Below are 22,971 nucleotides of genomic sequence, written 5' to 3' on the forward strand. Positions count from 1 at the left end.
TGCACCAGATTGGGTGATCAGGATCCAAGGTGAAGATGTGAAGGCGTGCCCTAAAAAGGTGCGCCTTTTTCCTTTGTGACTTGCCCTGAGCGGAGCTTCGTGCTGCGGTTGCTGCTGAGGGGAGAAGCGGATGAGCGCGTTTTTGGATTGGGATGCTGCGGTGCTTGTCGCCGCGCTCAGGGAAGGGCGGCTGACGGCGGAAGCGGTGATGGCGGCAACGCTGGATCGTATTGCTGCGCGCAATGAGGCGGTCAACGCGATTGTGGATTTGCATGACCCTGCGGCGTTGATCACGGAGGCGCGCGCGGCAGATGCGGTGGCCTATGAGGCGCGCGGTGCGCTGCATGGTCTGCCCATGGCGATCAAAGCACTGGCCCATGTCAAAGGCACGCGCAACACCGAGGGCAGCCCGCTTTATGCCGATCGCATGTCAGAGGAAGACAGCGTCTTTGTGGCGCAGTTGCGGGCGGCGGGCGCGATCTTCATTGGCAAGACCAATGTGCCGGAGTTTGGGCTTGGCTCGCACAGTTACAACCCTGTGCATGGGGTGACGGTAAACCCTTATGACAGCACGCGGACGGCTGGGGGCAGCTCGGGTGGCGCCGGGGCGGCGCTGGCGCTGGGCATGGTGGCCTTGGCGGATGGCAGCGATATGATGGGCAGTCTGCGAAATCCGGCGGGATGGAACAATGTCTATGGGTTCCGGCCAAGTTGGGGCGTGGTGCCGCGTGAGCCAGGGGCGGAAAGTTTCTGGCAGCAGCTCTCCACCATTGGTCCCATGGCGCGGAGCCCAAGAGATTGTGCCCTGCTGCTGTCGGTGATGGCGCAAGATCACCCTGCTGTGCCCTTCAATATGCCAGAGCAGGACTGGGGCATTGGCGATCAGGGGGATATGTCTGGCGCGCGCATTGGTTGGCTGAAGGACTGGGGCGGGGCGATGCCGATGGAAGCAGGTATTGTGACCCTCTGCGAAGCGGGGCTTGCTGAAATGGATGCGCTGGGTGCGGAGGTGTCAGCGCTTCCGGCGCCATTTGATGCAGAAGAGATGTTTGAGAGCTGGAGCGTGTTGCGTGCCTTTGCGCTCGCCGGGGAGCTGGCACCTCTTTATCTGGACACGCGCAAACGCGACCGCCTGAAACCTGCGGCGCAATGGGAGATTCAGCGCGGCCTGGATTTGAGCGCACTGGCGCTGCATCGCGCCACAAAAACACGTTCGGCATGGTTCGCACGAGCGGCGGCTCTGTTTGAGGAATATGATGTGCTGGCCCTTCCTGTTGCACAGGTGTTCCCTTTCCCAGCGGATTGGGACTGGCCGCGCGAGATCGCCGGGGTGGCCATGGACAGCTATCATCGCTGGATGCAGGTCATGGTGCCTGCGAGCCTTCTGGGATTGCCTGCGATCAGCCTGCCGGTGGGGTTTGATCCGCGCGGATTGCCCATGGGCATTCAGTTGATCGGTGCCAAGGGGCAGGATAGGCGGGTGCTGGAAATCGCGCAAGCCTATCATGTTGCAACCCAGTGGCCGCAAAGACGCCCTCCGGTTGCGCCTGATGGTTGATTTTACCGTCCAAAGCCGCTTTGATCTTCTCTGAGGAGACATAACTGGGAGGAGCCGTCTTGGAGGAGACAGCACAAGCAACCGCGGATCGTGCAGCAGGCGCGCCGCAGGCAGCGGAAAACGAGCTGGAGCATGGTGTGCCTCCGCTGGGTGCTGTCACAACGGCCATGCTGGGCAAGGCCCTGCGCCGCGGGATCCGCGATTTTAAACGCAAGCCGATCTATGGCCTCGGCTTTGCGTTGTTCTATGTGCTGGGAGGCTGGGCGATGACATGGCTGACGGTGGCCAGCGGGCAGAGCTACTGGTTGACGTTTGCGGCCATCGGCTTTCCTCTGATTGGACCATTTGCAGCCGTGGGGCTCTATGAGGTGTCACATCGGCTGGAACAGGGGCAGGCGATGGATTGGCCGGACATTGCAGGGGTGGTGCTGCGCCAGAGCAAACGACAACTCCCGTCGATCTGTGCGGTGATCATCATTGTGTTTCTGTTCTGGTTCTTTCTGGCGCATATGATCTTTGCGCTGTTTCTGGGCCTGTCAACGATGACCAATGTGTCCAGCTCCATGGAGGTCTATCTGTCGGCCAATGGGTTGATGATGCTGAGCTTTGGATCTGTTGTGGGATTTCTCTTTGCGCTGCTGCTCTATATGATCACGGTGTTGTCGCTGCCATTGCTGTTGGATCGCGAAGTGGATTTTGTGACCGCCATGATCACCAGTTTCCAATGCGTGCAGCAGAATTTTCTCGTTATGATGCTTTGGGCTGCGGTGATTTCTGTGAGCACATTTGCAGCGATGTTACCAGGTTTTCTGGGGCTGTTTGTGGTGTTGCCTGTGCTCGGCCACGCGAGCTGGCATCTATATGCACAGGTGAAGGCGGCAGGGAGTCCTGCGGACTGAGGCATGTTCAGGTGAACGGTTTGTCGAGCTGCAGATAGTTGGCGTGAAATTTCGGCAAACCCTCCACCGTGGTATATCCGGTTTGCCGCGCGGCTTTCATGACGTCAGCAAAGGGGCAGTTCAGATGCTCATAGACAACCTGTGTCACGCGGCGGCCTGACATGGTGGCACGCGTCGGCAGCGCGGTGTAGCCAAGCCAGTAGCTGTTGTGAAAAGTGGCTGCACGGCTGAGGTAGTTGAATGTGGTGGCGGCATTGCTGCGATGGGCGACGGTAAAAGAGACCCCGTCATCTTGTGGCGACACTACCCCTCTGAATTCACGCAGCTGGCTTTGCAGGGGCAACCCCTGCGCCCGCATGGCGCTGCGCGGTTCAAAACCGCGTACAAACACATAGCAATCCTGTCGAAACACATGGATCATACCAACGAGCAGTTGGTCGGGTTCAATGAAGCTTTTGCGAGAGAAGCGATAGAACCCCGATGGGAAAATCTCCTCTGGCAGGCTGCGTGAGCGCAGACCGAGGAATTCATAGAGATAGGGGTGATTATATACGCCTGGCTTTTCCAGAACGCTTGAGATCGGCTCCAGAAGGATGCGTGCGTCTACGTCAAAGAAAGCACAGATCTGAGCCAATACATCAGGTCGCGGGAAGCTGTCGCCGGACAGATAGCGATTAAATTGCGTGCGATTGATGCCAAGATCGCGGCATAGGCTCGCAACGGAGCGATAGGGGGCGGCCAGTTCACGCAGATTGCGGCCAAACATCTTGCGCAACTCCAGAGGAGGAGAGCTTAGACTGGTTGGGCCTTCTGGGTCTTGCATGCGCATGCCTGTGTGTTTGAGGGTTCAATTTACGGTGTTCTGAAGGATATCGGGATCGAATTGCAACTATTGAAGATGTTTTGTAATAAAAAAATGATGCCAACTAGCGTCATAATTCTCCTAGGTTGACACAAAATGCAACCTGTGGTGCAACCCAATAAGGAGTTCGAAAACGTTCTCAATTTCGGGGGCGACAGAGTTGCGTGTTTTTAAGCGACATAGCATGGGGCATTTAACAACTGGGGAGAAAATATGTTTGGTGTGGTACTTTGGAGTGATCCAGAGCGCTGCAAAGCCGTAATTTGGTGTGAAGATCATCGTGACCTTGCCTATTTTGATGGGGCCAAGGAGGGTGTGATGGATCATGGACCCAATCAAGAGACCGCCTCTGTGGTGCTTGGGGTTGGGGATATGCTTTTGTTTGATGTGTGTGTGACTGAACAGCGGCGAACGGCGTATAATCTTCAACGTGTGGCGGTGGCTGCGGCAGAAGATTTGGTAAACAAAATGCAGTTTGAGGGACACAAGCTGCGCATGACACAGGGGAAAGGCACAAATGTCGTTCCTCTGGCCCAAGGAACAGTTCAGAGCCGCCAGCAGTGAAATGACGGCCTTTGAACGGGGTGTGAACGATCTGCGGTGCTTTGAAATCTTTATGCTGTTTTGGTGGAGAAGCCCCGAAACGGGAAAGCACAAAAAACGGGAGGCCATGAGCCTCCCGTTTGCGTTTTGACTATAGATAATTTCGCGTTGAAATCGCCTTTGGTCGGTTACTCTGCGCCACGTGACAGGGCGGCAACCCCGGTGCGTGCCACTTCTACCAGACCAAGCGGGCGCATCAGCTCTGCGAAAGCGTCGATTTTTTCTGGCGCGCCTGTGAGTTCGAACACGAAGCTCTCCAGCGTGCTGTCCACCGCGTTGGCGCGGAAGATGTCCGCAAGGCGCAGCGCTTCCACGCGCTTGTCCCCAGATCCAGTGACCTTGAACAGCGCGAGTTCACGCTCAACCGCAGGGCCTTCGACGGTCAGGTCATGCACATCATGCACAGGCACAATGCGGCCCAGTTGCGCCTTGATCTGTTCAATCACCTGCGGGGTGCCGGTGGTCACAATGGTGATGCGCGACAGTTTACCGGTGTGATCCACCTCGGCCACGGTGAGGCTTTCGATGTTGTAGCCCCGGCCTGAGAACAAGCCAATCACACGCGCCAGAACGCCGGGCTCATTGTCCACCAGCACCGCAAGGGTGTGGGTTTCCTGCGTGTCCGAGAAGTTGGGACGTAGGTTATAGGCGGAGTGGCTCGAGGAGCCTTTTTTGATTTTTAGAGCAGCCATTTTTGCTTTCCTATTCAATATCTAACAGGAGATCGGTCGCCTTCTGACCAATGCTGTCTGTGCCGTGAATAAAAGACAACGAATATCTGATTGGTTCGCCGCTTTCTTTTGATACGCATTTGCTGTTAGGGCGGACCGTTCTGCCCCAATTGGGGGTCGTCTCTGGATCCATCACCAAGAGAAACCCGTCAGAAAGTGCACTGGAATAGGCCAAGTGCGTCGGCTCAATATCGGTCGAAACTTTAGAACCTTTGGGGCACTGGTAGTCTGCGCAAATGCAAACAATCTGATCGTTTCTGGCGGGGGTCACTGAGACATATCCATTTGGAGTTTCGATCCAGATCAAATCGGTTGGTTTGGGATTGGGACGCATCGGGTTAGCAACAATCCACAACAAAGTCGCGGTGCCCGCGACGAGAAGCGTTAAGCTTGCTAGCGCTATGCGTCCCAAACGTTTCACTTACACCAGAACCGCGCCGCCAGCTTCGATGGCGCCTTGCGTGCTGGCTTCGCCCAGAAGCATTTCATTGTGCGGCTTGCCTGATGGGATCATCGGGAAGCAGTTTTCATGTTTCTCAACCAGACAGTCAAAGATCACCGGGCCATCGTAATTGATCATTTCCATGATCGCCTCGTCCAGATCATCCGGGTCAGAACATATGATGCCCTTGGCACCGAAGGCTTCGGCGAGCTTCACAAAATCAGGCAGCGCCTCAGACCAGCTGTGGCTGTAGCGTTCGCCGTGCAGCAGTTCCTGCCACTGGCGCACCATGCCAAGACGTTCGTTGTTGAGGATGAACTGTTTCACGGGCAGGCGAAACTGCACCGCGGTGCCCATTTCCTGCATGTTCATCAGCCAGCTTGCCTCACCTGCCACGTTGATCACGAGGCTTTCGGGATGGGCCACCTGCACACCCACGGACGCCGGCACACCGTAGCCCATGGTGCCCAGGCCACCGGAGGTCATCCAGCGGTTGGGATCTTCAAAGCCCAAGTACTGCGCCGCCCACATCTGGTGCTGACCCACCTCGGTGGTGATGTAGCGGTCGTGGTCTTTGGTCAGGGCCTCAAGACGCTCGAGCGCATATTGAGGTTTGATGGTTTTGCCTTCCTGCGTGTATTTCAGGCATTCAACCTTGCGCCAGTCGCTGATCTGCTCCTGCCATTTGGCAATCGCCTCGCGGTTCACATTGCGGCCACGAGCTTTCCAGACTTTCAGAATGTCGGTCAGCACGCTTTCCACATCACCCACAATCGGGATGTCCGCCTTGATCACCTTGTTGATCGAGGAGGGGTCAATGTCGATATGCACCTTGGTGGAGCCCGGCGAGAAGGCGGACACAAGTCCGGTGATGCGGTCATCAAAGCGTGCGCCGATGTTGATCATCAGGTCGCAGTCATGCATCGCCATATTGGCTTCATAAAGGCCATGCATGCCCAGCATGCCAAGCCAGTTTTCGCCCGACGCCGGATAGGCGCCCAGCCCCATCAGGGTGGAGGTGATCGGAATGCCGGTGGCATCAACCAGTTCCCGCAGCAGTTTGGAGGCTTTGGGGCCGGAGTTGATCACGCCGCCGCCGGTGTAAAACACCGGGCGTTCGGCTTTTTCCAGCGCTTCCACCAGCTCGTTGATCGCGGTGATGTCGCCTTTGGTTTCCGGCTCATAGATCGAGGTGTCCGATTTCTCTGGCGCGGTATAGGTGCCAGAGGCGAATTGCACATCCTTTGGAATGTCGATCAAAACAGGGCCCGGGCGGCCGGAGCGCGCCACATGGAAGGCCTGATGCAGGGTTTCGCTCAGGGTGTCGGTCTCTTTCGCGAGCCAGTTGTGTTTGGTGCAGGGGCGGGTGATGCCCACGGTGTCCGCTTCCTGAAAGGCATCCGAGCCGATCATGAAGGTTGGCACCTGTCCGGTGAGCACCACTAGCGGGATCGAATCCAGCAACGCGTCCGTCAAGCCGGTCACCGCGTTTGTGGCGCCGGGGCCGGATGTGACCAGCGCCACGCCCACTTTGCCGGTGGAGCGGGCGTAGCCTTCGGCCGCATGCACCGCACCCTGCTCGTGACGCACAAGGATGTGACGGATGTCATTTTGCTGAAAAATCTCATCGTAAATCGGTAGGACGGCGCCTCCGGGATAGCCAAAGACTGTGTCCACACCCTGATCCTTCAGGGCTTGAACCACCATTTTTGCTCCGGTCATCTGACGTGTCATCATTCTCTCCGTTACCGACGACATATTTTACTGCCACAAAAAAGCCCCCGCTTGTGGGCGAGGGCGCATGGGGTACCGTTATGGTGTCCGTTACCGGCCCATGCGCCTATTTCCTACAATGACGACTAGCCTCTGCATCGTCTGGATCCTTTAATGTGTTCGAAGCGGACCTTATGGGCGCTGCGGCGCGGCGTCAACCGCGAAAAGCTCCGAAAGCTGATGTTTTGGGGTGAAAATCTTTGCGATTGTTGCGTCAAGAGGGGGCTTTGGGGAAATTTGATGAAAAATCACGGCCTCATGGTGACTGATTCAGAGTGTGTGGCTCCGGCCCGCGTGACTGTGTCGCTGCCGCGCGCGCCATTGCGCGCGCCGGGCGCAAGGCTTTGATGGGCACAGCTCTGCTGTGTCGCAAAGGCGCGTGAGCACTTTGCTTTGGATTTCAAAGAAGATCTGAAGGCGCGGGAGTTGCGCTCAGAGACGCACGCCGGTGCCCTGTAGCACACCGTGTTCCATGGCGTAGCGGGTCAGCCCGGCGGTGGAGGAAATGCCCAGTTTGCGTTTGATGTTCTTGCGGTGGGTTTCTACCGTACGCACGGAGATATCGAGATCGATGGCGACCTGTTTGTTGGATTTCCCCTGCGCCAGTTCCAGAAGAACGGTTTGTTCCCGGCTTGTGAGCGGTTCACGCTCTGTGGTTTTTGACGGAGCCAGGGAGCCTTGCGCCCCGGTGCAGAGATAGCGCTCGCCGCGCATCACCGCGTCAATCGCGGTTTTGATTTCCTCGGTGGGCACATCCTTGAGCACATAGCCCATGGCGCCATGGCTCAGCGCGGTGGAAATATACTCGGGGCTGTCATGCATCGACAGGATCAGAACCCGCAGGTCAGGATCTCGTTCCAGCAGCATTTCTGTGGCGGTCAATCCGCCGATTTCCGGCATGTTGAGATCCATCAGGACCACGTCAGGGCGCAGTTTTGGCAATTGATCGACCGCTTCTCGCCCATTGCTCAACGTGCCGACCACAGCGATTCCCTCATAGCTTTCCAGAATGGATTCGATGCCTTCCGCGACCATGGGGTGATCATCGACGATCACAACTTTCACAGCACTATCAGGGGTATGCTCTGGCCGCTCATCTGGGGCGTGGTCGGTCATGCGCGCGCCTTTCGGGTATTGTCGGAGCCCTCAGTCTGGGGCGTCAGGATGTGACTTAGCGGCACTTCTGCCACAATTACCGTGCCAGAGCGAGATGAGAAGATGCGCAGCGTGCCTTCCAGCTGTTCCACACGTTCCTGCATGTTGCGCAATCCAAGCCCCCCCAGCGAGGCGCGCTCACTTTCCTGAGGCAGGCCGCAGCCATTGTCGGCAATGCGCAGTGTGGCGCCTTTCTTATGCCCGCGCACATCCATGGTTACGGCGGTGGCGCCCGCATGACGTTCGATATTGGTGAGCGCTTCCTGAGCGATCCGGTAGAGGGCAATTTTTGCGTCCTGATCGAGCCGGTTGCGGAAAACCACGGTGTTGAAATCCACGGAAATGCCTGTGCGTGTGGAAAAGTCATCGGTCAGCGCCTTGAGCGCCGGACCCAGCCCCAGATCATCCAAGACGCCGGGGCGCAGATCGCGGGAGATGCGGCGCACCTCCTGAATGGCGCCGGAAAGGTGGTCGATGCCTTTGTCCAGCGACTCTAGCCCGCGGGCGTCCCCGGATTTCAGCCGGCGGCGCGCGCTGTCCAGCGCATAGCGGACGCCGACCAGCAGTTGGGAAATGCCGTCATGCAGTTCGCGGGCCACACGCCCGCGCTCTTCTTCCTGAGCGTCAAACACGCGTTGTGTCAGCGCCTTGAGCTTGGCGTCGGCCAGGCGGCGCTCGCGCACGGTGATGACAAAGCCGGAAAAGAACACCAAGAGCAGCGCCGCCACGGTGATGATCAGGATGTAAAAAGACGTGCGCTGTACGCGCTCTTCCACATCCGCACGGGCCGCGGCCACGCTGTCGAGCACGTCGTCAATGAAGATGCCTGTGCCCACAACCCATTGCCAGTCCTGAAGGCCGATCACATAGGTGACCATACGGGCGGTTTCCAGCGTGGAGGGTTTGGCCCAGTCAAAGCTGTGATAGCCGCCTCCGGTGCGGGCGATTTCGATCAGGGGATCAATGATCTCTGTGCCATTGAGATCCGTCATGCCCCGCCAGTTCTTGCCAATCAGATAGGTCTGGCGCGGGCTGACCAGATTGTTGCCGTCATAATCAAACACAAAGAAATAACCATCCTGCCCGTAGAGCATGGAGGAGAGGATCTGCGTGACCGCAAGTTTGGCCTCTTCGTCATCGGGGGCGGCGCGGCCGTAGATATTCACGAAAGCGGTGCGGGCGATGGAGATATAATTCTGAAGCTCGGCTTTTTTGGCCTCGATCAATTGGGTTTCCAGCGCGCGGATTTCCCGCTCGGCCAATTGGCGCGATTGGTTGGCCACCAGCCAGGAGATCGCGGCCACCGCCAGCAACAGTGGCAGGGTGGCCAGCAAAAAGAGTTTCTGGCCATAGGAGGGTCGCAAACGGGTCAGCAAAGCGCGCATATTTGATTCGTTACGGAAGTTTTGCGCCGAATCAAAGGAGAGATTCGCAATTTTTGGCGCTAACAATCCGGCGGGTGGCAAGTTTCAAAGCCAAATTGGTTCGACTTTTTTGCCATTTGATCGCTTTCTACGCGGTAGTGGGTATTTCTTCTACGTAGGGGCGCAGCTAGGCTCGCGCCACTTCAACGATCCGCCCGGAGTCTCTTTGCAGGTGTCGGGCTGAACAATTTCTGGGAGGAAAACCTATATGGATCGTCGTTCTTTTCTGAAAACTTCTGCTCTGGGCGGTACCGCAGCCGCAGCCACCACTCTGGCCGCACCGGCATATGCAACCGGCAAGCGTACCCTGACCATGGTGACCTCTTGGGGTCGTGGTCTGGCTGGCGTGTTTGACGCGGCTCAGTATGCAGCAGACACCATCACTGCGATGTCCGGTGGTGACCTGACCGTGGAAATCAAAGCCGCTGGCGAATTGGTTGGCGCGTTTGAAGTGTTTGACGCTGTGACTGCAGGTCAGGCTGACATGTATCACGCGGCTGACTACTACTTCGTAAGCCAGCACCCAGGTTACGCTTATTTCACCGCCGTGCCTTTCGGCATGACCGCGCAGGAACTGGTGAACTGGTACTACCACGGTGAAGGCGCGGCTCTGCATGATGAGCTGGGCGAAATCTTCGGTCTGAAATCCTTCCTCGCAGGGAACACTGGCGCGCAGGCAGGTGGCTGGTTCTCCAAAGAGATCAATGGCCCTGAAGACTTCCAAGGTCTGAAATTCCGTATGCCAGGTCTGGGTGGTCAGGCGCTGGGCAAAATGGGTGCCTCCGTTCAGAACCTTCCAGGTTCCGAGGTGTATCAGGCGCTGGCGTCTGGTGCGATCGACGGCACCGAGTGGATCGGCCCATGGGCGGATGAAAAGGCTGGTTTCCAGGAAATCACCAAGTTCTACTACACCGCAGGCTTCCACGAGCCAGGCGCGGGTCTGTCGCTGGCGACCAACCGCGAAGTCTATGACAGCCTGTCTCCGGCCCACCAGAAGATCATCGAAACCGCAGCAGCGGCCGCGCACCAGTGGAACCTTGCACAGTTCCTCAACAACAACGGTGCCGCGCTTCAGCGTCTGCAGGCCGGTGGCGTGAAAACTCTGGAATTCCCAGACAGCGTTTGGGACGCAATGGGTGGCGCAGCCAAGGAAACTCTGGACGGCTACATGGATGACGAGCTCTTCGCCAAGATCCGTGCCTCCGTTGAGACCTCCATGCGTGCCTCCTCCGGCTGGCTGGTGAAATCCGAAGGCGTCTACCGCGCGCAGCGCGACCGCGTTCTGGGCTAAGGCCTGACAAGCAAGGCAAAACGGCCCCCCGGAGCTCTCCGGGGGGCCTTTTGCAAAACCGGACAGTTGGTCGTGGGAGCGCGCTGTCTGACCACTCAAACAATAAGGGGATGAGGGGCAATGCTGGACGGTCTGGTCTGGTTCTTTTCCAACATCGGCCAAGCTTTTGTGAATGCGGGCTACGCGCTTTTGCATCCGGGCATGTGGCTGAGCTGGATTGGCGGCCTTGAGACCACCGAAGACAAGCAGGCGCTGATGCGGTTTGTCTATTACGGGGGCTCGGTCGAGTTTTTCTTTGCGGTGTTTACACTCTTCCTGATCGTGACGGCGATCGGGATGTGGCGCACCAATATCATGTGGGGCTGCGTGCGCGTGCTGGAAGGCTTTGCCAACACCGTGGGCCGCTTTTTTGCCTGGGCAGGCCTGCTGATGGTGTTGCAGCAGATCGTGATCGTTTTCATGCAGCGGATCTTTACCGTGGCGGAAATTTCACTGATCTGGAATGTCGATTTTCTGACCGCGGATGTGAGCTGGTGGGCGGAAGAGCTCAAGCTTTATAACGCCATGATCGTCTGTCTCTGTGCCACCTACACTTTTGTGCAGGGCGGTCACGTGCGGGTGGATCTGATCTATTCCGGCATCAGCCACCGCGCCAAGCGGGTGATCGACATGGTTGGATCATTGATCTTCATGATGCCTGTGGCTGTGCTGACGTGGATGTATGGCTGGTACTTCATGTGGCGCCATCTGGTGACGCCAAAAGTCTCCGCTTCCGACAAGCTGGAATTGTTGCTCAAAAAGGCGCGTATCCTGAAGTGGAACGTAGAAACCATTGGTTTCTCTCCCAACGGCTTTAACGCGTATTTCCTCTTCAAAGTGCTTCTGGTGGCCTTTGCCGCCATGGTCTTCCTGCAGGCGATTGCCTTCTTCTATCGCTCCTATCTGGAGTTCAAAGAAGGGGCTGGCAGTGCAGGCAAGTACCTCGACCGCGATACGCTGGGCGAGGGCGAAGAAGCCTATGAAGGCACACACTGAGTATAGGGGCAGAACCAATGCTATTTGGACTTGATGGGGTCGAGATCGGCCTGATTATCGTCTTTCTCTGCCTCTTTGGGGGCATTCTCTCCGGCTTTCCGGTGGCCTTTGCCATCGGCGGGGCAGGGGTGATCTCTTTTGCGATCATCGCCGCGCTGGACAGCGCCGGCATTCTTATTCACCAGGCCATTGATACCGGCTCGGCCATGTATGCCGATCTGATCGCGCAGGGTGTGAAACCCGACAAAATATCGATCTTCCGATATCCGGACCTCCCCACCGAAGCCTATCCTGTTTTTGCAGGCGGCTGGGAGCAGGCGCTGAACCGCAACATCAGTTTTGTGGTCAACCGTATGAACGAACGTGTGCTTGCGGGACAATCCATCGAAACGCTGCTGGCGGTTGTGATGTTTGTTCTGATGGGGATCACGCTGGAACGCTCCAAGATCGCAAACGATCTGCTGACCACCATGGCGCGCGTCTTTGGCCCGCTGCCCGGCGGTCTGGCGGTATCGGTTGTGGTTGTGGGAGCTTTCCTTGCAGCCTCTACCGGCATCGTGGGCGCAACTGTTGTGACCATGGGGCTGCTGTCGCTGCCCACCATGCTCAAGAACGGCTATAACCCAAAGCTGGCGACCGGTGTGATTGCGGCCTCTGGCACATTGGGGCAGATCATTCCGCCCTCCATTGTGATCGTGCTTCTGGGCACGCTGGCGGGCGATCTCTACTCTGCCGCGCAGGAAGACCGCGCACAGGTTGCCGGATGTTCGGATGCGCTGACCTATCTGGGTGAGCCTGCGGTGGTGTCCGTTGGCACCTTGTTCCAGGCGGCGCTGATCCCCGGCATCATGCTCGCGGTGCTCTATGGGCTGTATGCCTTTGGCTATGCGCTGTTTAACCCGAAAGAAGCCCCAGCGGTGGAGTTTGGGGAGAGCACAGGTGAGGTAATCACCCGTGGCGAAGGTCTCACATGGTTCCTTGGCGTGCCTGCGGCACTGATCGCGGGTGTGATCCTTCTGGGACAGGTCAATGTGATTGGCTCTCAGAACGTGATTGTGGACAGCTTCTCGGATGCGGGGAAAACCGCAAGCCTGCGCACCAATGTGAGTGCCGAATGTCAGGCCTCCATGATTGATCTGCATGGTCAACTTGCCTGGGACACCGCGGTTGCGGAGCAGGCGGAGATCGATGCGGCAGGTGGTGTGGCGGAAGCGCGTGCACTGACCGAAGAAGAACGCGCCACACAACGTGCAGAGAAAATCGCGGCGGCAGCGCCTATCGGCTCTGGCATTGCGATTGGCTTCTTGCTGCTGGCACTGGTTTTGACCACAGCACGGGGTGTTTCTCCGAGCGCGGACAGCCGTCCTCTGCTGATTGGCGGGGCGGGTGTTCTGCTGGCGCTGGGTGTGGATATTGCACTGATCTCGCCGGTAACCACGCCGGGCTGGACGCTGATCTTTGTGGCACTGCCTTTGGCGATGACCCTTTATGGGGTGCGCTATGCGGCGGGTCTGCTGAGCAAAAATGATCTGCTGCGTGTGGTGTTCCCGCCGCTGGTGCTGATCATTGCGGTGCTTGGGTCCATTCTGGGTGGCATCACCAACCCGACGCCGGCTGCGGCGTTGGGCGCGGGTGGGGCCATCATGCTGGCGGCCTATCGCAAGCTGAAGGATCAGGAGAAATCTGGCGCAATCATCATCTGGTCCACTTTTGCCGTGATCATCATGATCCTGGTCGGGGTGAACTTTGATCTGCGGGTGAACCAGGCCGATGTGGCCACAGAGAACCTGATTGCATTCTTCGTTGCAAAGGGCGCCTATCTCTTTGCGATGTTTGGTCTGCTCTATGGGTGCTGGGTGCTGTTCCGCGGCAAGGTGCTGTCTCCGATTGTGCGGGAAACGGCCAAGGTGACCTCCATGGTTTTCACCATTCTGATTGGCTCGCAGCTGCTCAATCTGGTGGTGATCAGCTTTGGCGGGGAGCATTATATCCAACAGTTCCTGAAGTCCTTTGACAATGAGCTCAAAGTCTTCCTGATCGTGATGGTGGTGCTGTTTGTGATGGGCTTTGTGCTCGACTTCCTGGAGATCATCTACATTGTGATCCCGATTGTCGGCCCTGTGATCTATGGCTCTTATTTCGATCCGAAATGGGTGACCATCATGATTGCGGTGAACCTGCAGACCTCCTTCCTGACGCCGCCCTTTGGCTTCGCGCTGTTCTATCTGCGCGGCGTGGCGCCCAAGGAAGTCACGACGGGGCACATCTACAGGGGCATTATTCCCTTTGTGCTCATTCAGGTGCTGGGGCTTGCGATTCTCTGGTGCTTCCCATCTATCGTAACCATCCTGCCTGCGCTGATCGGGAACTGATCACCGCGCAACAGACATAAAGAAACGGGGGCCTTTGGGCCCCCGTTTTGCGTTCTGTGGAGATATGCGGCGGGATCAGTAACGCGCGGCGCGGTTGATGGCGACTGTGCCCATAACATGATCGGTCAGCCCCTGTTTGCGTGCCGAGGTGAGCATCAGCACGATGGAAATGATTTGCAGGATTGGGAACATGACAGAGACGCGATAGCCCAATGTGTGCAAAAACGCAGCGCCCAGATCAAACCGCGCGCCATCGGATTGGCGCATTTCAATCGACATCAGCCGCATGCCCCATGTGGCCGACCCTGTGGTCAGGGTGACCACGCGGTAGGCAAACCCAAAAACAAGCACCAGCCCGCCAAAAAACAACAGGCCGGTGAAGGCGGTAAAGGGCAGCACCAAAACGCAGAGCACAAAGACCAGCGCGCTGTCGATGACCCAGGCGAGGGCGCGCTTGAAGGTCACATCCTGATAAAACTCAGATTGGGTGTCAGGATCAGGCAGCGCATAGCTGCGTCGATCTGTGGTGGCTTGGGTCATTGGGGTCTTTCTTGAAATGTGTAAGGAGCATGCAGGCCGAGAAAAACGGTGCAGAAGGGGGCTCCTGCACCGCGTTCGCATTTAAGAGAGATCAAGCCTCTTCGGTTTCGCGGCGCGCGTCAGCGGCTTTGTGCGCACGCTCATCCATAAACTGATCAAACTCTGCTTTGTCTTTGGCGGCGCGCAGACGTTCGAGAAAGTCTTCAAAGCTCTTCTGCTCGTCTTCCAGACGGCGCAGGGTTTCATCACGGTAGCTGTCAAAGGCGCTGTTGCCGGTGGAGGTCATCACATGCATACGGCGCGAACAGCCACGGCTGCGGGAAGATTTTTTGAACATATCTTTGCTCCAGATCATGTAGAAAAGCAGGGCCAGTCCGACGGGCCAGAAGAACACAAAGCCAAGCACCATGGCAGCGATCCAGGCACCTTTGCCTTTGCTGTCGAGCCAGGCCTCGCACTTGCCAAACCAGCTCAGGTGCTGTGTGTCGGCGCTATGGGCGGTTGCGGCAGGGGTCATGGGGGTCTCCGAGGTTATGTGTCTGTGTGCGGTGTGAAACTGGATGTAAATCGCTTTCACATTATCTAAATTGGCACCGGTAGGGGGGAATGCAAGCGTGAATGTGAATTGTTTTTACATTTTGGAGTTAGTATGTTGATAAACATGATTATTTTACTCTGTATTTTTTGCTGCATTGGGCCGGATTTCGGTGCAGGCTGCGGTTTTTATACGTCGTGCCCTGCGCCGCTGGCGCGTAAAATTTCAGTTCTGCTGTGCTCAAAGTGGATTTGCGTTTTTGCCAAAAGCAGGGAACTGTGCGGCCATGATACACGAGAAAGATATGAAATCCCGACTTGTTGCGCTGGAAACGCAGGTCTGGGAGGCCTTGGTGCGTGGCGACAGCGCAGCTGATGGCGCCCTGTTGACCGATGATTTTCTGGGGGTTTACCCCGATGGTTTTGCCGGAAAAGAGGCCCATACCGGGCAAGTGTCAGATGGACCCAGCTTTGCAGCCTATGACTTGAGCGATCTGCATCTGCGCCAGATTTCAGAGAGCGCTGGGCTTTTAAGTTACAGGGCGGCCTATCAAAGGGTCGATTCAGAGGTCTGGGAGGTCATGTTGATCACCTCGCTCTGGGAACTGCGGGAGGGGCAATGGCGCAACAGCTTCAGTCAGGACACGCTACTGCACAAATAGCCGCTGCCGCGCTTCATTTGGCCAAAAATATCCCGGGGGTGAATTGGCGCAACCAAGAGGGGGCTGGCCCCTTGGCCCCCGGGCGGCTTGCCCGCCCTGCGGCAGTGCAGCGGATTGACCTCGCCTGACACGCTCTGCAAAGTCCGCCCATGTCTTTTGAGTCGCATATCACCCGCCTGCCACATGCCTTTGATCCTGACCTTGGGGCGGAAGCCCAAGAGGCTGTGCCGGGGATCAGCGGCGATCTTGCCAAACTGATTTATGGGGTGGGGGGCTCAAGCCCCTATCTTAAGAGTCTGATCCACAAAGAGGCGGCATGGCTGCCTGAGGCCTTGCAGGATGCGGATGCCGCATTGGCCGCTTTGATGACAGAGCTGCGGGCCGGGGCACCGGATCAGCGGCCCACCGCCTTACGTGCGGCCAAGCGCAGGGTGGCGCTGTTGACGGCGCTGGCAGATGTGGCCGGGGTTTGGACCTTGGAAAAGGTCACCGGGACATTGACGGATTTTGCCGACCTAGCCAGCCAGCTGGCGCTGGAGGCCACCATTGGTGCGGAAATCCGGCGCAAGAAACTGCCGGGTGCCACCGAAGATGATATCCCCACAGCGGGGGGGATGGTCTCTATTGCCATGGGCAAAATGGGCGCGCATGAGCTGAACTACAGTTCTGATATTGATCTGATCTGCCTGTTTGACGAAACCCGCTTTGAGCCAGATGACTATCACGATGCCCGCGCCAGTTTCATCCGGGCCACACGCAAGATGGCCGCGATGCTCAACGACATCACCGGCGATGGCTATGTGTTTCGCACGGATCTGCGCCTGCGCCCCGATCCGGCGGTCACACCGGTCTGTATCGCCATGGAAACGGCGGAGCGCTATTATGAAAGCCTTGGCCGCACCTGGGAGCGAGCGGCCTATATCAAGGCGCGGCCTTCTGCGGGGGATCTCGCTGCAGGGCAGCGGTTTCTCACCACGTTGACGCCTTTTGTTTGGCGCAAACATCTGGATTTCGCGGCCATTCAGGACGCCCATGACATGCGGCTGCGCATTCGGGAGCACAAGGGCCTTGGCGGCGCGCTGGAGCTGGATGGGCACGACATGAAGCTTGGGCGCGGTGGCATCCGGGAAATTGAGTTTTTCACCCAGACCCGTCAGTTGATTGCGGGAGGACGGGATCCTTATCTGCGGGATCGTCACACAGTGCCGGGCCTGCGCAAGCTGGCGGCGCGCGGCTGGGTGCCTGAAGAAGTGGCTGAGGGGCTGGCGGATCATTACCGCTTTCATCGCGAGGTGGAGCACCGTATCCAAATGGTGGGGGATGCGCAGACGCACCGTTTGCCCAAAGGGGCGGAAAGCTGGGGGCGCATTGCCGGCCTGATGGGGCGCGATGTGGCGGATATCCAAAACGAGCTGCGCAGCCGCATCGGCGAAGTGCATGAGATGACCGAAGGCTTTTTTGCGCCAGATGCCGCCTGTGCTGCGGATGCGGGGGAGGCTGCGCCGCATGCCTTTGATGAGAGCATTCTGGAGCGCTGGCAGACCTATCCGGCTCTGCGCAGCCCGCGGGCTGTGGAGATCTTCAAACGTGTGCGTCCGGAAATGCTGCGGCGGCTGGCACAGACGGCGCGGCCGGATGAGGCGCTTTTGGCGCTGGATGGCTTCCTGCGTGGTCTGCCCGCCGGGGTGCAGCTGTTTTCCCTGTTTGAAGCCAATCCGCAACTGATTGATCTTTTGGTGGATATTGTTGGTACGGCCCCAGCGCTGGCCCAACATCTGTCGCGCAATTCGGGCGTGTTTGATGCAGTGATTGGGGGCAGTTTCTTCACCGACTGGCCGGGTGTGACCTCCTTGACGGAAGACCTGACAGAGCGGCTGGCGCGGGAGAGCGATTATGAGCATCAGCTTGACGGGGCGCGGCGCTGGGCCAAGGAATGGCAGTTCCGCATTGGTGTGCATCATCTGCGGGGGCTGATTGGTGCGGAGGAGGCCGGTCGGCAATATGCGGATCTGGCGGATGCGGTGCTGGCCGGGTTGTGGCAGCCGGTGGCGGATCATTTTGCGCAAAAGCACGGGCCGATGCCGGGACGCGGGGCCATGGTGCTTGGCATGGGGTCTCTTGGGGCGCAGCGTTTGAATGCGACCTCGGATCTGGATCTGATTGTGATTTATGATGCGGATGGTGTGGAAGCCTCTGAAGGTCGGCGGCCTCTGGCGGCGCGGCCTTATTATGCGCGGTTCACACAGGCCTTGGTGACGGCGATCAGTGCGCCTATGGCACAGGGGCGGCTCTATGAGGTGGACATGCGCCTGCGTCCTTCGGGCACACAGGGGCCGGTGGCCACCTCTTTGCCCTCCTTTAAGAACTATCAGGAGAACGAGGCCTGGACCTGGGAGCATCTTGCGCTGACGCGGGCGCGCCCTGTGACCGGGGCACCGACGTTGATGGCAGAGGTTGAAGCCTTTCGCCAAGAGGTGCTCAAAGCGGAAACTGGCACTGATACTGAAACTGGTGCTGGTACGGGGGCTGCGGGCGTGGGTGCCGATGTGGCAGAGATGCGGGGGCGGATTGCGGCGGCGAAGGCTCCGGATGGGCCTTGGGATGCCAAGATTGGCGCGGGGCGGCTTCAAGACATCGAGCTGCTCAGTCAGACAGCCGCGCTTCTTGCGGGCAGCCCGCGCCGCACAGTGACGCAGGGATTGCAGGCAGGTGTCGCAATTGGGTGGCTGAGCGCCGCTGAGTCCTCAGACCTTGCCACCACCTATCGGCTTTGTTGGCAGGTACAGCTGGCCTCCAAACTTCTGTCTGGCCAAACCATTGACCCGGACAGTATTGGGGAAGGTGGCCGCGCCTTCTTGCTGCGTGAGACCGGGGCGCAGGATATGGAAGCGTTGATGGCACATCTGCAGACGTCCTGCAGCACGGCGGCCAAGCTGATTGAAGATGCGCTCGCGCGGTGCGATGCGCTGCCCACTGGGGAGGCATAATATGGACCTGTCGCACTGCGATCCCAAAGGACTGATACACGAAAGCTATCGCATCGAAGGCATCACGGCGGCGGAGTGCCGTTCCATTTTTCTGGATTGGGCTTTGTCGGTGCCGGAGGGGATCGACAGTCGGGATGCGATTGAGGTACTTTTGTCAGCATTCGCTGCACAGGCACCTGACCATCCCATGACACAGGTCCTGCAAGACGGCCGCGTAAAGATGGCGAACCCTCGCCGTCGTGGCGGCTGGCGCAGCCGTCCAAGAGATTGAAGTCAAATAACTTAAATGACCTAAACCCAGCCAATTAAACGCCAGGCATTTGGTCCTAAGCCGCAAGTGTTTTGGGCGTAACTTGATGTCTCAAGCGTGTTGCGGCGTGTTTTAGTAAAACTTTAACAATTCCCCCGAATGGTCCCTCAGCTGTCGTAATCCCGCCCCATTTCGCCAGCATTTTGGCTATGGAACTAACAGAGACCCAAACGGTCTGAGGAGTGGGAAATGACTTTAGTACGTGTGATCGCAGCGATGGTTTTGGGGCTGGGTGTGAGCGCTTGTGCCTCGGTCGAAACCGCGAGCCGGAACCTGCCGTATGAGGCCGCACCCAGCGGACTTGTGGCGCCGGCGCCGTCCTATCAGTTGGCCGGTTTTGACGTTTCTGTACCCAAGACACTCGTGGTGTCGGAATCCAATATGTATTACCCGGGCGGCGATATCGTCTGGCGCGGTGAAGCTTATGGCGATCGCCATGAGCAGGTGCAGGCCATTTTTGAAGAGAGCCTGCGTTTAGGGGCGGGGCCGCTGGATGGGATCAAACCGGTGAAAGTAGAGATCGAAGTGACCCGCTTTCACGCTTTGACGGAAAAAACGCGCTACACCGTGGGCGGCGTGCATTCCATCAGCTTTACCATGACCATTATCGACCCTGATACCGGCGTGGTCCTGCGCGGCCCCAAGCCGATCAAGGCGAGCCTTGTGGGCTATGGCGGGCAGAAGGCCGTGGTGGCGGAATCCCGTGGTCTGACACAGAAGTACCGTATCACCCAGCATCTGGCACGGGTCGTGCGCGAAGAGCTGACCAAAGCGGAGGGTTTTGTGGCCCCTGAGCGCGGCGTCACGCAATCTATTCGCCCGTTGGAGCCGATTGGCACGCAGCTGACAGCCACACCCCCAGCTCCATCCTCGGTGGCCGCACAGAGCTGAACGCGGCCCAAGAGGGGAGTGTGAGGCGCCAACAGGGCTTTTCAGATCTCAAAGAACACAGTAGGAGGGCGGCATGTCTATGCCGTCCTCTTCTGCGTCTGAACGCCCCGTCGTACGTCTGAAACCCAAAGCCAATGCTCGTGCCATCCGGCATGGGTTTCCTTGGGTCTATGACAATGAGCTGGTCACCGATCGGCGCACCAAAGCGCTGGCACCGGGCACCATTGCGGTGCTGGAAGATGACAAGCGTGAACCCATGGGGCTTGTGGCCACCAACAGCCACAGTAAGATTTTCTGTCGGATGCTGGAGCGCGATCTGGACGCGCAGATGGATCAGGGGTGGTTTGAGGCGAAGTTTGCCCGCGCGCTTGCGATGCGGGAGCGGCTCTATCCCAGCCCGTTTTACCGCCTGATCCATGCTGAGGCTGATGGTCTGCCCGGTGTGGTGGTGGATCGTTTTGGCGAGATTTGCGTGGTGCAACCCAATGCCGCCTGGGCGGATGCGTTGATTGAGCCGCTTGTTGCGGCGCTGGTGGCGGTGACCGGGGTGTCCTGTGTGATCATGAACGGCAGCGGGCGCGCGCGCAGTCTGGAAGGGCTGGAGGAGCGCATGGAGGTCATGGTCGGGCAGGCCCCGGAAAGCCCCGTGCCGGTTATGATGAATGGTGCCACATATATGGCTGACCTGACCGGAGGGCAGAAGACCGGGCTGTTCTATGATCAGCGTCCCAACCATGCTTTTGCTGCGCAGCTTTGCAAGGATGCAAAGGTTTTGGATGTATTCTCCCATGTGGGTGGGTTTTCTCTGGCCGCTTTGGCCGGTGGTGCAGCCCATGCCACGGCCGTGGATGGCTCTGCGGCGGCGCTGGAACTGGCGCAGGCGGGGGCTGCGGCGGCGGGCGTGGAGGCGCGTTTTGACACGCGTAAGGGCGATGCCTTTGAGGTTTTGACAGCGCTTCAGGAAGAAGGGGCGCAGTTTGATGTGGTGATTTGTGATCCGCCAGCCTTTGCGCCCTCCAAAGCGGCGCTTGAAAAAGGATTGCGGGCCTATGAGCGCGTGGCGCGTCTGGCTGCGCCGCTGGTGGCAGAGGGGGGCTATCTGGGTTTGTGTTCCTGTTCACATGCCGCAGATGTGGCACGCTTTCGAGGCGCAAGCCTGCGCGGGATTGGCCGGGCAGGGCGGCATGCGCAGCTTTTGCACACCGGCTTTGCGGGGGCGGACCACCCTTTGATGCCGCAGCTTGCGGAAAGTGGTTATCTGAAATCCCTGTTCTTCCGTCTGTGAGCCTGATGTGAAACGTCTTCTGCTGGACACCTGCGTGCTTTATCCGACCGTGATGCGGGAGGTGCTGTTGGGGGTGGCAGCGACAGGAGCGTTTGAGCCGCAATGGTCGGCCCGCATTTTGGAAGAATGGGCGCGGGCGGCGCGCAAGATTGGCCCCACAGGGGAGCCGCAGGCACGCAGTGAGATCGCGCTTCTGACGGCAGCCTGGCCCAAGGCGGCGGTCACCTGGAAGCCCTCGCTTGAGGCGCGTCTTGTTCTGCCTGACCCGCATGATGCGCATGTGCTGGCGGCGGCCATTGCAGGCTCCAGCGATGCGATTGTCACGGTCAACGCGAAAGATTTTCCACGTCAGACTTTGGCCGAAGAAGGGCTTCTGCGGGTTGCGCCCGATGAGCTGTTACGCGGGTGCTGGGGCGAGGATCCGGACGGAGTGGCGCAGGTCTGTGAGGCGGTGCGACAAGAGGCGGAGCGGCTCAGCGGGGCCACATGGGAGATGCGCGCGCTGCTGAAGAAAGCGCGCCTGCCCAAACTGGCCAAGGCAGTGAGTGCTACGGGGTAACCTTGCTGAGGCGCTTGCTGCGCAGGCGTGCGGTCAGAAGGGGGCTTTGCCCCGTCACAGCAGGCTGTAACTCCCTAGGATATTTTTCTCAAGAGGAAGGCTCAAACCTTATTAAGGCCCCAGTCCGTTTCGAGTTTTTCGATGGCTTTGATGCGCTCTTCGGTTTTGGGGTGGCTGAGCAGCCAGGCGGGGGTGGTGGCGCCGCGGGCACCTGTGAGATGGGCCAGCTTGTCAAAGAGGCTTTTCTGCGCAGAGGTGCCAATGCCTGATTTGACCAGCAGGGCGGCGGCATAAGCATCTGCTTCAAATTCATCTGCGCGCGAAAGCCGTGCCATCAGCAGAGATAGTGCGGCCCCCGAGAGCAGTGCGCCAAGGCCGGGCAGGAAACGGTTGAGCACCATGGCCAGAGCTGTGCGTAGGGCGTTCTGCCCAGAAAAATCAATCATGCGGCGGCGGGCATGGCCCAAGGCAACATGGCCGAGCTCATGGGCAATGACGCTGGCCATTTCCTCGGCCGTGACATCGCCTGCGCGATATTTTTGATAAAAGCCACGGGTGAGGTAGATTTTGCCATCGGGCGCGGCGAGGCCATTCACCGGCTCGATCTCATAAATGTGCACCCGGATGCGGGGCAAATCGAGCGCCTTAGCCATGCGCGCGATGAGCGGCGAGAGCGTGGGATCTGCCAGTTCCGATGACTTTGCAGCCAGCTCTTTATTGGTACGCCATGCGGAAAACCTGAAGGTCAAAATCCCCATGACAAGGGCCAGCAGAATGGGCGTCAGTTTGATCATGAGAGAGATATGGGCCTCAGGGCGGCGCGGTGCAAGCTATGTGAAGCGGCAGGGGGTCTCTACGTCACCCGGAGTGGGATGTTGACGCTGTTTGAAACGGCTGCCTAGGGTGGGGCATGAAGGATATAAAAACAACGTGTGAGTGTGGGCGGACGCACATCAAATTGCATGCGGCGCCGCGTGTGCGATTTCGCTGCCATTGTACAAAATGCCAGGCTGTGTATGGCGCGCACTATGCGGATGCTTTGCTGTTTCGTCGAGGAC

General features: G+C 58.4%; 20 protein-coding genes. 12 read left to right on the plus strand and 8 right to left on the minus strand.

Annotation, left to right across the window (positions count from 1 at the left end):
• Window positions 1-130 precede the first annotated feature (130 nt).
• Together J7382_RS08225 and J7382_RS08230 are read left to right on the plus strand one after the other, a co-directional pair.
• On the plus strand, window positions 131-1,558 hold the full coding sequence (locus tag J7382_RS08225; RefSeq protein WP_209068576.1) for an amidase: 1,428 nt from the start codon (window positions 131-133) through the stop codon (window positions 1,556-1,558).
• Between the two features lie 167 nt (window positions 1,559-1,725).
• Window positions 1,726-2,457, plus strand: coding sequence for a DUF2189 domain-containing protein (locus J7382_RS08230; RefSeq protein WP_209068766.1), 732 nt, complete (start codon window positions 1,726-1,728; stop codon window positions 2,455-2,457).
• A 7-nt stretch (window positions 2,458-2,464) separates the two neighbouring features.
• On the opposite strand, the gene J7382_RS08235 is transcribed toward J7382_RS08230, so the two are convergent.
• On the minus strand, window positions 2,465-3,286 hold the full coding sequence (locus tag J7382_RS08235; protein ID WP_209068577.1) for a helix-turn-helix transcriptional regulator: 822 nt from the start codon (window positions 3,284-3,286) through the stop codon (window positions 2,465-2,467).
• Between the two features lie 246 nt (window positions 3,287-3,532).
• Here J7382_RS08235 and J7382_RS08240 point away from each other — a divergent pair, with 246 nt between their 5' ends.
• The gene (locus tag J7382_RS08240; RefSeq protein ID WP_209068782.1) at window positions 3,533-3,883 is read left to right on the plus strand and encodes a hypothetical protein; all 351 of its coding nucleotides are present in this window, start codon (window positions 3,533-3,535) and stop codon (window positions 3,881-3,883) included.
• A gap of 167 nt (window positions 3,884-4,050) precedes the next feature.
• Here J7382_RS08240 and ilvN read toward each other — a convergent pair whose 3' ends face one another.
• The 4 genes from ilvN to J7382_RS08260 all read right to left on the minus strand — a co-directional run bounded on the left by ilvN (window position 4,051) and on the right by J7382_RS08260 (window position 9,408).
• Window positions 4,051-4,614, minus strand: a complete 564-nt coding sequence (ilvN, locus tag J7382_RS08245) for an acetolactate synthase small subunit (RefSeq protein ID WP_209068578.1) — start codon at window positions 4,612-4,614, stop codon at window positions 4,051-4,053.
• Window positions 4,615-5,074: 460 nt separating this feature from the next.
• Window positions 5,075-6,829, minus strand: coding sequence for an acetolactate synthase 3 large subunit (locus tag J7382_RS08250; protein WP_209068579.1), 1,755 nt, complete (start codon window positions 6,827-6,829; stop codon window positions 5,075-5,077).
• A 471-nt stretch (window positions 6,830-7,300) separates the two neighbouring features.
• Window positions 7,301-7,984, minus strand: a complete 684-nt coding sequence (locus J7382_RS08255; protein ID WP_209068580.1) for a response regulator transcription factor — start codon at window positions 7,982-7,984, stop codon at window positions 7,301-7,303.
• Complete coding sequence (locus J7382_RS08260; RefSeq protein ID WP_209068581.1) at window positions 7,981-9,408, minus strand: cache domain-containing protein; 1,428 nt, start codon at window positions 9,406-9,408, stop codon at window positions 7,981-7,983. Before J7382_RS08260 ends, J7382_RS08255 begins: the two co-directional genes overlap by 4 nt.
• 247 nt (window positions 9,409-9,655) lie before the next feature.
• Between J7382_RS08260 and J7382_RS08265 the strand changes: the two genes are divergently transcribed.
• From J7382_RS08265 to J7382_RS08275, 3 genes are all read left to right on the plus strand, one after another.
• Window positions 9,656-10,738: a TRAP transporter substrate-binding protein gene (locus J7382_RS08265; RefSeq protein WP_058240178.1), complete on the plus strand. Its 1,083-nt coding sequence runs from the start codon at window positions 9,656-9,658 to the stop codon at window positions 10,736-10,738.
• A gap of 120 nt (window positions 10,739-10,858) precedes the next feature.
• Window positions 10,859-11,773 carry a TRAP transporter small permease subunit gene (locus J7382_RS08270; protein ID WP_058240179.1) on the plus strand — a complete coding sequence of 305 codons (915 nt, stop codon included), beginning with the start codon at window positions 10,859-10,861 and terminating at the stop codon, window positions 11,771-11,773.
• 17 nt (window positions 11,774-11,790) lie between these two features.
• Complete coding sequence (locus J7382_RS08275) at window positions 11,791-14,145, plus strand: TRAP transporter large permease subunit (RefSeq protein ID WP_209068582.1); 2,355 nt, start codon at window positions 11,791-11,793, stop codon at window positions 14,143-14,145.
• Between the two features lie 75 nt (window positions 14,146-14,220).
• Here the strand turns inward: J7382_RS08275 and J7382_RS08280 are convergent, their stop codons facing one another.
• The gene (locus J7382_RS08280; RefSeq protein WP_209068583.1) at window positions 14,221-14,685 is read right to left on the minus strand and encodes an RDD family protein; all 465 of its coding nucleotides are present in this window, start codon (window positions 14,683-14,685) and stop codon (window positions 14,221-14,223) included.
• Window positions 14,686-14,776: 91 nt separating this feature from the next.
• Window positions 14,777-15,202 carry a DUF2852 domain-containing protein gene (locus tag J7382_RS08285; protein WP_209068584.1) on the minus strand — a complete coding sequence of 142 codons (426 nt, stop codon included), beginning with the start codon at window positions 15,200-15,202 and terminating at the stop codon, window positions 14,777-14,779.
• 322 nt (window positions 15,203-15,524) lie between these two features.
• Between J7382_RS08285 and J7382_RS08290 the strand changes: the two genes are divergently transcribed.
• The 6 genes from J7382_RS08290 to J7382_RS08315 all read left to right on the plus strand — a co-directional run bounded on the left by J7382_RS08290 (window position 15,525) and on the right by J7382_RS08315 (window position 21,913).
• Window positions 15,525-15,881, plus strand: coding sequence for a nuclear transport factor 2 family protein (locus tag J7382_RS08290; RefSeq protein WP_247744909.1), 357 nt, complete (start codon window positions 15,525-15,527; stop codon window positions 15,879-15,881).
• Window positions 15,882-16,030: 149 nt separating this feature from the next.
• Window positions 16,031-18,868 (plus strand): glutamine-synthetase adenylyltransferase, encoded by a 2,838-nt coding sequence (locus J7382_RS08295; protein ID WP_209068586.1) that lies wholly within the window; start codon window positions 16,031-16,033, stop codon window positions 18,866-18,868.
• A 1-nt stretch (window position 18,869) separates the two neighbouring features.
• On the plus strand, window positions 18,870-19,139 hold the full coding sequence (locus J7382_RS08300) for a hypothetical protein (RefSeq protein WP_058240185.1): 270 nt from the start codon (window positions 18,870-18,872) through the stop codon (window positions 19,137-19,139).
• 228 nt (window positions 19,140-19,367) lie between these two features.
• Window positions 19,368-20,069: a DUF6778 family protein gene (locus J7382_RS08305; protein ID WP_209068587.1), complete on the plus strand. Its 702-nt coding sequence runs from the start codon at window positions 19,368-19,370 to the stop codon at window positions 20,067-20,069.
• A 73-nt stretch (window positions 20,070-20,142) separates the two neighbouring features.
• Window positions 20,143-21,354, plus strand: a complete 1,212-nt coding sequence (locus J7382_RS08310; RefSeq protein WP_209068588.1) for a class I SAM-dependent rRNA methyltransferase — start codon at window positions 20,143-20,145, stop codon at window positions 21,352-21,354.
• 7 nt (window positions 21,355-21,361) lie between these two features.
• Window positions 21,362-21,913 (plus strand): PIN domain-containing protein, encoded by a 552-nt coding sequence (locus J7382_RS08315; protein WP_348540017.1) that lies wholly within the window; start codon window positions 21,362-21,364, stop codon window positions 21,911-21,913.
• A gap of 101 nt (window positions 21,914-22,014) precedes the next feature.
• Here the strand turns inward: J7382_RS08315 and J7382_RS08320 are convergent, their stop codons facing one another.
• A complete protein-coding gene (locus J7382_RS08320) occupies window positions 22,015-22,707 on the minus strand; it encodes a M48 family metallopeptidase (RefSeq protein ID WP_209068589.1) in 693 nt (230 codons plus the stop codon).
• Window positions 22,708-22,971: the final 264 nt, after the last annotated feature.

The sequence above is a fragment of the Shimia sp. R11_0 genome (assembly GCF_017744035.1).
Lineage (GTDB): Bacteria > Pseudomonadota > Alphaproteobacteria > Rhodobacterales > Rhodobacteraceae > Shimia > Shimia marina.